The sequence below is a fragment of the candidate division KSB1 bacterium genome, from assembly GCA_016214895.1.
Classification (GTDB): Bacteria; Electryoneota; RPQS01; order RPQS01; family RPQS01; genus JACRMR01.
Window position 1 is genome coordinate 18,928 of the sequence record JACRMR010000020.1, and the last position, 13,334, is coordinate 32,261.

The following is a 13,334-nucleotide window of genomic DNA, read 5'->3' on the forward strand; positions in this document are numbered from 1 at the left end:
AACTTAGAACCGGATCCCGGCTTCGAGACTGAGGGAGGTCTCGCCGTCGCGATTGATCTCCCAGCTTGCTTCGACCACGTGCACGTACGGCGCCCGGACCAGCAGGCCGACGGCAGCGGCGAAGCCGTCAACGCGCGTGCCGTCCAGTTGTAACTCGAATCCCTCCGCGGCAATCAACCCGCTGACGCCCCACGGCAATCGCTTTCCGTAGCTGCCGAACGCGGGGAGGGAATAGGTGGATTCGCGGAGTAGCGGAAAGCGGAATTCGGCCTCACCGGAGAGGTAGTTGGCGGCCTCAGCTTTGCTCGTTCGATAGCCGCGAAAACCGCGATTGAATCCGGAGTAGTAGTGCGACCACGCGGGCGTGGAGTTCGTGGCCGTGCCACCGGTGGCGCGTAACGCGATGACCGGCGGCCGATGTTCATCGCGAAGGGGCCACATTCCGGGGGCTGCCCAATAGCCGCGCAGCTCGGCACTGGTGCGCACGAAGTCGGCGGTTCCGACGACGAGATTGGTCAACGCGCGCGCGTAGGCTCCGCGCGCCGGATACCATTCGAGATCGCGTCGATCCAGCACCGCGAACGGCGAGCACCAGACGGTGTAATCGGTTTTGCCCTCCGCCGGGAGGTCAGTGTCCTGGATCACGTGTTGGTAGCGGAGCTCGCTGCCGACGCGGGAGCGCGCGCCCTGGCGCGTCGCGACGGACACGCCGATTCGATTATCCCGCAGGGAGCGACTCGAATCGAGCACGGCGCTATGCCGATCCGAGATCTTGAGGCTTTGGAAGAAGAGTTCCGTAGCGATCGGCAGCCGCGGCGAGAGCCAGCGGGTAGCATAGCCGCCGGTGACACCGGTGTTGGTTCCGAACTCGGTCATTAACCAGATGCGGCTGGCCGCTCCGCGGAAGTTGAGATCGAGACCGCCGAGCATCACGGCGGCACGCTCGAAGAAGTCCTGGACTCCGCGTACGTCGGCGGGCCGGCCCTCGGTAAACGCCACGGAAACAATCGGGATGTAAGGCCAGGACTCGGTGACCGAAACGCGCACGCGGCCCGCGGAGTCCGCGGCGATCGAGACATCGTTGAAGATGACCAGATTGTTCAGGCGATTGCGCGCCTGCACCAGTTGCGCTTCCGCGACGGTATCGCCGACTGCGAACTCCAGTTCGCGGAGCACGACCCATTCCCGGGTTCGGTGCAGGCCGTCGATCTTCAGCTCGCGCACCGTTATCGCGCCGTGAGCGACCCCTGCAACCAAGAGGCTCAGTAGGACCAGCAGTCCAACGCGCCGCGGAGATTTCATCGCCATTCCACCTGAAACACGGCTTTGATTTCGGAGGCATCCTTGCCGTACTGCAACGCGCTGAGTTTCAGCCAATCGAGCAGCCTGTACTCGACGGTGACCTCCTGCCCGCTCTGAATGCTCTCCACCGGTTGCAGGACGCGGACGAACAGGCGGTCCGTCACGTAGGAACCCACTTCGAGCGATCCCTGCGTGAGATTCCCTTGGTCCGAAGCGCGGTATTGCAGCAAGTCCAATCCGGCCATTTTGCCGACCACGGACGAGAGCTGACTGAGTCCCGCCGCGGCGATCTGCTCCTGGAGTCCGCCGCCATCTCCGTCGGTTGAGGGTACGAAAGCCTGAATCAGGGCATAGATCACTTCGGCCGCGGTCATGCTGTCGCCGTCCGCGGTGGTCCCGGACAGCTCCGATCTCGTCTCCAGGAGCGTGCCGGAGAGACTGACCGAAAGCTGCTCGTCGTGGATGGACGTGTAGAAGGCGCGGATCGCCAGCTCGGGATTCGTGATGTCGCCTTTGAAACTGACGCGCCCGGAGTCCTCGGGGACGCGGAACTCCTTGCCCAGGACTTCCACGGTTCCCTTGCGAACGAGAATGTCGCCGTTGATGTAAGGCTCCTCCCAGGCGTTCTTGTAAAGCCACAATTCGCCCGCCAACTCGACGTTGACGCCGCCGCCGCGCAGCCACATGTTGCCGGGGATATCGATGTGAATGGCATGGGACATTGGTCGATAGATCCGATCCGCCAGGGAATTGGCTTGCGCGGTGGTATCGCCGCGCAGCCGCGCGACCTCGCTTGCGACGTCAATGGCCTCAATCTGCTTGGTGGTCGCTTGTGTGATGCGATAGAGCGCTTCGCGGAAGCGCAGATCTCCGGTCGCGGTCAGCGAATCCAACGGTCCATGGAGTATTACATTGCCGTCAAGCCGGGCCTGGATCTGCCGGGAATTCACGGCCTGAAAGTTGTCGAAGTTCAGATTCAAGGCGAGGCTTTCCGGGGCGGGAAACGCCATCACGGCGGAACCGTCGCCGCGGACATGGCCGTCCGCTTCCACGTCCAAGCGACTGACGCGCAGCGTATCGCGGTCAACGTCGAGGGTGACGTTTGCGTTTTCATAATTCAGGCCATATCGCTGGTCACGATAGCCGCCATTCTGCAACCGCAACTGACCGGACCAACTCGGGATGGCCGGGGAACCGAGAATGAGGAAGTCACCACTGAGCTCGCCGGTCACCGTGGTTCCATAGGGCAGGATCGGATCCAACGCAGCCAGCGTCTGTCGCGTGAGTGTGACGGTGCCGAACATCGGCAGGCTGTCCAACAGTTGGAATCCGCCGTCGAAGGTCAGGAACGCCGGCAGCGTGGCATGGCCGAATGCCAACGAGTCCGCCTCGCGGATCATGAGCAATTCCAGGTCGGTCGCCGTGGACGACGTCGAAGCGTTGACTATCACGCGATCGAGCACGGGCGTGCCGCGAACCACCACGGTGTCGAGCGTCAGGGAGAAGTCGCCGGCGAGATTAGAATCGGGTCCCGAGAACTGAGCGCGAATATTCAGGACCGCGTCCGGCAGTTTGCGCTTCGTGATTTCCGCAATTCGTGAGAGGCGGATGGCCGACAGCTCGACGGCGAAATCCTGCTCACCGGGCCGCGCCAGCGTGCCCGCGGCCAGGAGCGATCCGAAGGGCGACTGCACACGCAGGGCATCCAGCTCCACAGTGGCACCCCGGAACGTGACGATGGTGGTTCCTTCCGTTTTCCAGATGGCGCCGAACGCGAGCGCAGCAGCGTGCGTAAGGATCAGCCGGAATTCCCCGGGTTCGGTTTGCACGCGCAGGTCGCTGGTGAGCTCGATCGAGTCGGCCCTCGCCCAGACGCGCAGGGTCACCCCAAGATCCTCGAGCGTACCATCCGCGAGCACCGACAGTGAGTCGATCCGCTGTCCCCTTGCCTCGATTCGGCGCGCGCGCGCCACGGCGCGGAGCGAGCGTTCGCTCAAATTGAAATCCTGAAGGCGAATTGCAATTTCGCGAACGGAATCCGCGCCGAGCGAAAGCTCCGATGCGCGCAGGTCTCCGGCCAGCCAGACAGCCGACGAATCTTGCGGCCGAAGTGAAACTACTCCGTGCAGATGAGCCTCAAGCGTTCCGGTCAGCGAGTCCAGAATGGGGAAGGCCGTTGCGAGCGGCCGAAGTCCCGAAATCCGCGCTCCGGGAATGTCGAGCTTCCAGGTTGCGGAATCCGATAGCGCTCCGTAAGCCGACATCACGACCGGGAATCCATAGGCCCAGACCCGCGCGGTGTCGAGCGAGAAGCTGACGGCATCGGACATGTGCGCGACCGCACTCAAGGAGTCAATCCGATAGGTGCCGAACTGCAAAACGCCGAGTTGAGCGGATACGGCCAGCGTGCGCCGGTCGGAGCCGAAGTTCTGCATCGTGCACATCAATTTACCGGACATCGGTGAGAGCGAGTCGGGAATGTCCGGCAACAGATGGTGAAGCAGCAATTGCTCGACCGTTGCGCGGAATTCGAGATCACTTGTGCGCGGATCGAATCCGAATACGGTAATCTCAGCCGCGAACGTTCCGCGAGCGGCGCCGCCGTGAATTTCGGCGCGAAGCATCGAGTCGGCGGTGGTTGCCCGGAGCTTCAGCGCGGTCAGGTCATAGCGTCCGTACGTGATGGAATCGAGATTCGCTGACACCGTCCAACCGTTGAGCGCATCAGCGGTTCCGGCGTTGTGAAGGGCAACGGTTCCGCGCACGGCAAGTTCGGTGGTGTCGGACCAGAGGCTCGAAGGCAATAACGGGTCAAAACTAATTTCGCCGGCCAGCGCGACACCGCGCGGGGGGAAGGGCAGCTCGACCGCCCCGTGCAATCGCCCGACGTGCGGACTCGCGATTTCAAATCGGGTCCGGAGCGAATCGTCAGCCGTTGCGTATTGCAGGTGTCCATTCAACAGACCGACCGGAATCAGCGGTGTCGCGAGCGACGCCGCAAATGCGGAATCGAGCAGGAACCCGACGGTGCCGGAGCATGACGGCAGGGAGTCCAGCAAGCCGATCTTGCCGCCGGCGTCGATGCTGAGCTGGGCCGGATCGTCGAATGTAATACTATAGTCCAACGCGGCAGTCTCATAACGGAGACTGCCCGACAGCAACCAGCGCTCGCTGCGATAGCTGAAGAGGGTGTCAAATGCGATCGCCGTGCAATCGGCGCGCACCGCAAATTCGTCGATCACCACCTTCCAGTCCGACGTGGCGGCAGCCGGGACCGTTTGGGGCACACGCGGCGCGAGCGCGGCGGCAATATTCGCCGCGCGGCTGCTATCGAAAGCAATGTCGGCGCGAAACCCGGAGACGGTGAGCAATCGAATGTGCGCAACGTGGTCGGGCAGTTCCGCCAGTGCGACTTGCGCACGCAACGTATCGAACCCGGCGATGAACCCGCCCCGTTCATCCAGCAGGCGCACGCCGGCAAGCTCCAGCTCGCCGTTCCAGCGCGCGTGTACCGATGTGAACAGCAGCTGACCGTGAATTCGCCGGTTGACGATGTCCAGCGCACGGTGAGCCGCATAGGTCTGGACGGCACGAGTCAACGCAGCCGCGGCCAAGCCAACGACCACGGTCAGGAGTGTCAGGGGGAGCCAGAGCAGGCCGATGCGCAGCGCGCGCTTCATTAGAACGGCGCTCCGAACGAGAAATGAATTGCGTAGGGACGGTCGCCGAAGGGATTCGGGCGAAGTTGGTAGCCGTAATCGACGCGCAGCGGTCCGACGAGGGTGACAAAGAGCAGGCCGATACCCGCCGACGGATACAGATTGCTCGGTTGCACGCCATCCGGCTCACTCCAGACGTTTCCGGCATCGACGAAGCCCGCGAGACTGACGGGTCCCCAGACGTTACGGCGCAGCTCGGCGGTCAGGCTCAGCATCAGATTTCCGCCCAGGATGGTTTTCACGTTTCCTGCGGCTCGTGGCGATAGTCCATCCATCCTCCAGCCGCGGACGGTGGAGGGACCGCCCAAGGTGAAGCGTTCAAACGACGGTGTTTCCGCGGAGTCATGCAGCGGCCCCATCACCCCGGCGTCGGCCTTTCCGGCGAGGACCGTAAATCGACCCTGGGGTATCAGCACCTTCGTTTGTATAACGGATTTCCAGTAGCGGTAGAACACGCGATAGGCGGCGCCGGATTCACTCAGGGTGATCCCGACGAAGTGGCCTTTGCGGGGAACGAGCGGATGATCACGGGTGTCCCAGCCGAGCGAAACGGTCTCGATGGATTTGGTGAAGTGGATGGTCCCGAGGTCCGTCCCAGATTCATCTTTCTGATCGGTCAGCGTACGACCGGCTTCGTTGGAAACGGAGACGCGGGCCTTCTCGGAGAGATTCATCGAGAAGATCGTCGTGGCGGTGCGGTCTTCGACGATCGCGAGCGGGCTGCTTTCGCGTGTCCAGGCCGGCACGATCGTGAGGTCGGTGCGATTCCACGGGACGTGCGGATAGAACAACTTGAGTTTTGCCTCGCGCTGGAACTCCGCATAGACGCCGGATAACGTCATGCGGCGTCCATGTCCGAAGAAGTTCAGATCGGTAAATTCGACGTCGCCGCGCGCCCGTTGCACGGAGTGATAGCCGGCTCCGTAGCGCAGCCGGTAGCGATTGCCCTCTTCGGTGGCGACGATGACGGGGAGTGTATCTCCGGGAGCGGAGAGATCGGGGCGAACGGTCACGTAGCGAAACGTTTCGAGGCGCACGAGGTTTCGTCGCGTGAGTTCGAGCTTTGCCGGCGAGTAGGGTGAGTACGGGGCGTAGGCGAGTTCGCGGCGGGCCGTGGCCTCGCGCACTTGCCGAAGACCGGTGACCGTAGTCCTGCCGAGGTAGCAGAAGTGTCCGGGGAAGAGGGTGAACGTGACGTGCCCGGTATTGGCCACGCTATCGACGGCGGTTCGCGTTTCCACACGCGCGCGGGCGTGTCCGATCGTGCGCAATTTGTACGCGAGTGTGTCGGCCGAGGTTTTGATGGCGGAGGTTGAAAACCGCTTGCCGATACCGATCGGCATGAGGGCGGACCAGCGCGCGGAATCCACACCCGCTCCGGAATCGCTGCCCATCACGATGTTCCAGTTGCTGACGATCGTCGGCTCGCCTTCGCGAATCTCCACTTGCAGGCGGAGTTCCTCGCGCTCGGGGTCGGGAAACACGCGTCCGGCAACTTCAATGTGGAGGAAGCCTTCGCGGGCATAGAATCGTTCGACCCGCACGACATCGGCGGCGAAATCGTCAGCGAAGAAGATCGTGCGACCGCCGAGCCGGACGTATCGCCGCAACCAGGTGGGCTTTTCGGTGGCCATGACGTCCAGCAACTCGGCCCGTGAGAAGCTGTGAATTCCGGGGAATTCGATGACACGAATACGCCAGCCGTTGAAAGCCTGCCAGCGGTCGTAATCGTCGGGGTTCAATCCGGCGAAAACGAGACTGACAGCTCCGAGCAGCGCGAGCAGGACACAGGGGAAGAGTCGTGGCGGACTCAGCATAAGCAATTACAGCCCATAACTGGGCTGTAATTAGCTGAATTTCAACGGGAAAGTCAAGCCTCGCTGGGGCGCAGGTGTCGCGGAGTGTGGGGGGCGAACCAGTGTCTGCCGGCAAGGAATTGGATCCACTCGGCCGCCAACGCCTCGGCTTCGTGAACACCGCCCGCGGAACGGACTTCACTGGTCAATTGGTCGAGGCCGGCGATGGCGGCTTTCATTCCGTCCGGGTCCGGCAGGTTCTTGTTGGCGAGTGCGGCGGTGAGTTGGAGCGCGATGACGTCGGTCATGGCTCGCACGAAGCTCTCCGACCACGAGGCGAAGTCGGTTTCCACGATCTGGGCGAGCGTCCGGCCGGCTCGCGAGACCTGTCCCTTGCGTTCGTCCACCACGGCGGAGTTTTTACCGGTCAAGCTCCCCACCAGACCGGAGCGCTTGCCTCCGCCATCGGGAAAGACCCTCTTTTCGTCAAAGCTCGACCCAATCTTTGCCGCCAGCGGCCGCGGGTTCCACTGCGCGATGTTCTCGGCGAAGCCGATTCGATGTAGATCGACGCGGGAGGCGAGTCCGCCCAAGCCGTTGACGAACTCGCCCATGCGATCGGTGAGAAAAGCATTTAGTTTGGCGAATAGGGCGGGCAGCCCGACGGCGGCGAGATAAGAATCGCTGTCCGGACCCTTCTTTTGGGCATCCCAGAAGGCGACCATCGCCGGGCCACTTGCGCGAGCGACCACGTGCTCATCAATGGCGTTATGGAGGCCGTTCATCCAGTTTCGACGATACTGCTCCAGCGTTTGCTGAGCGACTCGCAGTTGGGCGGCATAGCGGTCGAGCGCGGTCTGGTACTGGCGGCGCCGCTCTTCGATTTGACCGATCAGGCGCTCCGCGACCCACTTCCACTGGGTGATGGCGCGCACGTCCTGCTCGTCGTCAGAATCGTTTTGAACCGACGCCACCTGATCGAACAATGCGCGGCGGCTGTCCTCAAACTCCAGTTCGGACACGGGGGTGATCCAGAGCTTCTGTCCGAGCGCCGTGAGTCGCGCGCGAAATTCAGTTGGCAGCTGTTCTTCCACGGCAAGCGCGGCTCGCTGATGCAGAAAAGTCTCCACGACGACCGGTCGTTCGAACAGCGGGACGAGGGCGGCGGGATGCGGGATCCAGATCAGCCGCCAGGCCGCGTCGCCGAAGAGTCGCTGCTCGATGCGAATGACTTCGTCGCTGCCCAGATCGCCGCTCAGCAGCGAGGCGAGCGTATTGCGTGACACTTCGCGATCGGTCTTGCCGTAGTGGATTCTGATGGCTTCGACGCCGCCGCACTCCCAACTCCAGATGAGCGGGGACTCGGGCACGAGCACGGCATCGATCAACAGGCCGAACTGCGCGGCGGATTGTCGGACCCAGTCCGGGCTGCCGCCGCAAAACATCAGGCCCGGCCGTTGGTCACGTGCCCGCACGAGCGCATCGAGATCGGGCAGCGCGCAGCCGGTCTTGCGACAGATGGTTTGCAGCTCGAGCAGCGACGGGATGCTGCCCCGTTTGGACTGCTTTTCCGCCGCGTGAACAATCTGTTCGAGTAATCTGGCGGCCGCCGGAGCGGTCCGTTCAAACGAGCGCATTTCGATCACTTACCGGCTCCCGTCAAGGGCAACCAGCGCAGGGCAAATTGAACGGCAATGCCCAGCGCCGCGAGCAGCGCGAGCATGGTGAAGACCTTGTGATTTTCCAGCTTTTGTTCGGCCAGACTCTGGTTCATTTCATTGCGCAGGGTCTGGCCGCGTTCGTTCAACGTGTTCTCCATGAACTCAAACTTGGAGGCCAGCAGGCTGGCGAGTTCTCTGCGGAAGGCGGGAAGTTCTTCGGCCTGCAACGCTTTCAGTTCAGTCGCCACGCGGTTAGCGGCCTCCCGCCCGGCATCGAATTTGGCGGCGGTGGCGGCGTCGAAGGCCTCGATCCGTTCACAGAGCGTTTCCGTCCGGGTCTCGGTCTCGGTTCTGACGTGCGCGAACGATTGCCGCATTTCCTCGAATCCGCCGTCGATGTGTTTGATGGATGTGCGCACGGCCTCAATATCGGTGGCGTGCTTTTCCATGCGCTTGTCGAGAATCGGATAATATTTCTTGGTCGCCGCGTTATCGGCGAGCAGCAGTTCGAGCTTCTCCTTGCTGAGCGACAAGAGATTCTGCGTGTCGCTGGAGATGGCGTTCAGCGCGATCTGGTCGCCCTGATGCAGCGACTGGTAAAGGTGCGCATAGCGGTCCAGCGCCTGCGGCACGGTGGCGATTTGCTTGATGAACGCGTCGGTGGCGCCATCGATGACGGTTTTGAGTCGCGCCGCATTGTCATCGTAGTTCGCGCGGATGGCTTCGCGCAGCACGGCCAGCGCGGAGTCCTGTTTTGCCCGGAGCGCGGCCACATCGGATGACACCGCTTTGACATGGCTCTCCATGGCGGCGGTGAAGGATGCACTCGAGGAGCGGAGGGCCTCGAGCTGCTCATCGAAGCGTTTGGAGCTATGCCCGATCAGGGATTGCAGATCGCGTTGAAACTGTCCGCGATCTTTGTCCACGTCGCCGATTCGCGATTCGATCCCCGCGGTGCGCGTGAGCACCTCCTCCATCCGCTCATTCATGGTTTTGTGAATGAACTCGCGGAGGGATTCCAGCGTTTCCAGCCAGACTTCGGAGATCTGATGCAGCGTCTGCTGCGTTTTTTCGAAGTCGGCGCTGAGCGATCGTTCAATGCGTTCGCGCACGTCGCGCAGACCGTTTTCGATCTTTTCCCGTTGCGCGCGGCCGTCGGAGAGCGCCAGTTCGGTGGCGGATGTGGCGGCCTGTTCGGCGCGGGCCAGTGCGGCACCGAGCTGAGCGAACTGTTGCCGGTCGTCGTCGATCTTTTCGGTCAGTTGCCGATTTTCGGTTTCGAGCAGGCGCAGCGATTGAAGCTGGGCGTCACTGAGCAGCCGTCCCTGCTCGCGCTGTTCGGCGGTCAGCGCTTCGAGCGCCGCCTGATTTCCGGCCATGCGTTCGCGGTTGGCGCGATCACTGTCCCGCAATTCGCGGAGGATGCTGTCGAGCTGGGCGATGGACTCGTAAATCTGGACACTATCGGAGTTCATGCGTTCGCTGTGCTTGCGCATGACTTCGGTAAGATTCCGTTCGAGTTCGGACATGGCCCGTTGCACACCGGACAATTCCTGACCTTGCGAATCGCGCAGGGCGTCGATCTGATTGACGATGCGGTTTTCGGAGGCACTCATGCTTGCGGTGACGAGCTCGGGCGAGATTTGCGGAACCGGAGTTCCCTCGTGGGAGGACGACTGCGCCGCGGCAATCGAGCCGCGCGCCTCCACCTGCGCGGTCACCAGAACCTGAATTTGATCGCGCAGCCGGGAGACGACCTGGTCCAGGTCTCCGCGCACCTTGGTACCGACGTCGCCCATCACGGCGTTGATCGTGCGATCGAGTTTGTCCAGCAGCTCGCCGCGGTCTTCGGAATCTCGCGAGAGGCGTTCACCGATTTCTTTGCGATAGCGTCTCAGCTCCTCGACGACCGTGGTCTCGGTCCGGGTCAGTGCGTTTCGCACATCCTCCGACATTTCCAGACTGACCGGCCCGGCCGGTACCTGTTGCTGGATGATCTCGCGGATGACCGGTTCGGGGGATCTCGGCGCTGTCACGGCCAGCTGCTCCGATTCGGACTCGAGCTTCCTGAAGAGCGAGTCCATCTGACCGGAGAGTGCCTGGAGCCTGGCCTCCATTTCGGAGGTCACGCGTCCGATCGCGTCGCGGCTGGCCGCGTTCTGCTCCTGCATGAGTTCGGTTTCGCCGCGAAGTGCCTGTTCGAGCTGGGAATGGGTGGAAAGCAGGTCGGCGACGACACCGCCGGCGCGTTCCTGAATGTCGGCGGCGTTGGCCTTCATGGCCATCTCGAGCTCTTTTACCCCCTCCAGCAATCTTGTCCCGGCAGGACCGAACACTTCGCGCAACCGGTCAACTCCGCGAGCAATCTGTTGCAGAGTTTCCTCAGAACGCTGTAAATTGTCAATGGCGCCGATCAGGCGGGCGAGTTCATCACGGAAGGCCGGAATAAACTTTTGTTCCGTAAGCTCTTGGCTGAGATTCTCGAGGAAGTTCTGGAGCGGTTCGACGAGTTCGAGATGGGATCCTGGCTTCGGTGTCATCGTGTAAGTCTGAGTGTGGTTGAGAATTACGGTCCTATTCCGGCCAAAGAAGCGCAAGGTAAGTACCAAGCGAGGTTTCCGAAAGGAAACGCGGGGCGGAGCACGGTCGCTCGACCGTCTGGTGGCACGGGTACGGGATTCGCAGGTTGGCTGACGTCGCGGTCTTGCAACTTTCCGGCTGGTAAGCCTCTCGTAAACAATGAACCACGAGGCTCGACGGGCGTCAAATCGGCGAAATGCCAATCAATGTTTGGTCGTGTTAGACACAGTAAATAACTGTTTTGTACGAAACTCCTATGAAATCGAAGAAAAAGCGCCTCTGGACCATCATCATCATAGTCCTCGTGATCGCGGGGGCGACTGTTGGAGCCTTGACCAGCAAGCGGAAGGACACGCGGACGGCGGTGACAACCGAAGGAGTCGAGTACCGGCGGCTGATCTCCACGGTTTCGGCCGAGGGCGAGGTTGAGCCGGTCGATCAGGTCAAGATCTCGGCGGAGATTCCGGGTCGGATCACGGAATTGCCGGTGAAAGAGGGCGAGATGGTGACGAAGGGTCAGTTCCTGGTCGAACTTGATCCCAAGACCTATGCCGCGAATCGCGAGTCGGCTCAGTCCATGCTTCGATCCGCGCGGGCTTCTCGCGACAAAGCCGAGGCGGACTTGAAGCGGGTTCGCGAGCTGGTAACCAAGGGCATGGCGTCGCAGGCCGATCTGGACGCCGCTCTGGCGGGATCGGAACTGGCGGCGGGCGAGCTTGATCGAGCGGTTGCGGGCGAGAAGAGTGCCCGGGAAAGCCTTTATAAGACGCGCATCGACGCTCCGATGAGCGGGACGATTTCGCGGCTGAACAAGGAGATTGGCGAGTTGACGTTGGGTTCGCAGTTCCAAGAGGACGTGATCATGGTCATCGCGGACTTGACGAAGATGCAGGTCCGCTCGCAGGTTGACGAGAATGACATCACGGGGGTCAAGCTCGGCGATTCCGCGCTGGTCGAGATCGACGCGTATCCCGACACCTCGTTTCGCGGGATTGTGACCGAGATCTCGCAGAGTGCGACGCAAGCGGGCCAGCTGGGTTCGGAGCAGGTCGCCAAGAACTTTGACGTGAAGATTGCGATCGTCGATACGATTCTCGGGATTCGACCGGGGATGTCGGCGACGGTGGATATTGCGACGGACAAGCGGGATCACGTGTTGTCGGTGTCCTTGCAGTGCGTGGCCCTGCGCGACAAGGAAGAGGGCAAGGTGGTTGAGCTGACCGAGAAGAAGGAGAAGAAGTCGGCCCGTCAGGTTGCCGCGGAAGTAAAGTCGGGGACGGCGGACAGTTCGCTGTTCAAGCGCGAGCAGCCGCAAGAGGGGGTGTTCATTTTCGCCAAGGATTCAGCGGTATGGCGGCCGGTGCAGACGGGGCTCTCATCGGACCGCTATATGGAGATTCTCGGCGGCTTGTCCGAGGGTGACTCGGTGGTCAACGGTCCGTACAGCGTGCTCGCTCGCGATTTGAAGCACGGCGACAAGATCAAGTTGAAAGCGAAGGACGAGAAGGGCAAGGGCGCGAAGGGCGGCAAGTGAAACAGCGGAGCCATGGCGGAGCAGCACATGAGTGATAACGGCCAGCCTGCGGGCAACCTGATCGGCATCAAGAACCTGGTCAAGACGTACATCGTCGGGACGGAAGAGGTGCGCGCACTGCGCGGGGTGGACTTGCGTATCGGTTCGAACGAATACGTGGCGATCATGGGACCGTCCGGTTCGGGAAAATCGACGCTGATGAACCTCATCGGCTGTCTCGACACTCCGACGTCGGGGGACTACATTCTCGCGGGCGACAACGTCGCGCGGTTGGGGGATTCCGAACTGGCGGAGATTCGGAATCGGCGGATTGGCTTTGTGTTTCAGACGTTCAACCTCTTGCCGCGGACCTCGGCTTTGCACAATGTAGAGCTTCCGCTGGTTTATGCGGGACTCCCGGCCGCCGAACGCCGCAAGCGCGCGCTGGATGCGCTGGTGGAGGTTGGGCTGGAAGACCGCACGCATCACAAGCCCAACGAGCTGTCGGGCGGGCAGCGGCAGCGCGTGGCCATCGCGCGCGCGCTCGTCACGCGCCCGTCGATCATTCTGGCGGACGAACCGACCGGCAATCTTGATTCGCGGACGGGTGAAGAGATCATGGGCATTTTTGACAAGATTTACGCCGAGGGCAACACGATTGTGCTGGTCACTCACGAGGAAGATATCGCCCGACATGCGCGGCGGGTCGTGCGGTTGCGTGACGGCCTGATTGAAACGGACCACTTGGTTTCACGCTGACCGA

At 62.0% G+C, this 13,334-nt stretch carries 7 protein-coding genes; 2 read left to right on the forward strand and 5 right to left on the reverse strand.

Annotated elements, in window-relative coordinates:
- Positions 1-3 precede the first annotated feature (3 nt).
- From HZB60_09950 to HZB60_09970, 5 genes are read right to left on the reverse strand one after another with little or no spacing between them, the layout of a single operon-like run.
- Positions 4-1,302, reverse strand: coding sequence for a BamA/TamA family outer membrane protein (locus tag HZB60_09950; protein MBI5060086.1), 1,299 nt, complete (start codon positions 1,300-1,302; stop codon positions 4-6).
- Entirely contained in the window at positions 1,299-4,982 is a 3,684-nt protein-coding gene (locus tag HZB60_09955; protein ID MBI5060087.1) for a translocation/assembly module TamB domain-containing protein, read from the reverse strand. The genes HZB60_09950 and HZB60_09955 overlap by 4 nt, the downstream gene beginning before the upstream one ends.
- Positions 4,982-6,838, reverse strand: a complete 1,857-nt coding sequence (locus HZB60_09960) for a BamA/TamA family outer membrane protein (protein MBI5060088.1) — start codon at positions 6,836-6,838, stop codon at positions 4,982-4,984. The genes HZB60_09955 and HZB60_09960 overlap by 1 nt, the downstream gene beginning before the upstream one ends.
- Before the next feature lie 53 nt (positions 6,839-6,891).
- A complete protein-coding gene (locus HZB60_09965) occupies positions 6,892-8,463 on the reverse strand; it encodes a hypothetical protein (GenBank protein MBI5060089.1) in 1,572 nt (523 codons plus the stop codon).
- Positions 8,460-11,018, reverse strand: a complete 2,559-nt coding sequence (locus HZB60_09970; GenBank protein MBI5060090.1) for a hypothetical protein — start codon at positions 11,016-11,018, stop codon at positions 8,460-8,462. The genes HZB60_09965 and HZB60_09970 overlap by 4 nt, the downstream gene beginning before the upstream one ends.
- A 296-nt stretch (positions 11,019-11,314) precedes the next feature.
- On the opposite strand from HZB60_09970, the gene HZB60_09975 reads away from it, so the two are divergent.
- Positions 11,315-12,592, forward strand: coding sequence for an efflux RND transporter periplasmic adaptor subunit (locus tag HZB60_09975; protein MBI5060091.1), 1,278 nt, complete (start codon positions 11,315-11,317; stop codon positions 12,590-12,592).
- A gap of 57 nt (positions 12,593-12,649) precedes the next feature.
- Positions 12,650-13,330 (forward strand): ABC transporter ATP-binding protein, encoded by a 681-nt coding sequence (locus tag HZB60_09980; GenBank protein MBI5060092.1) that lies wholly within the window; start codon positions 12,650-12,652, stop codon positions 13,328-13,330.
- Positions 13,331-13,334: the final 4 nt, after the last annotated feature.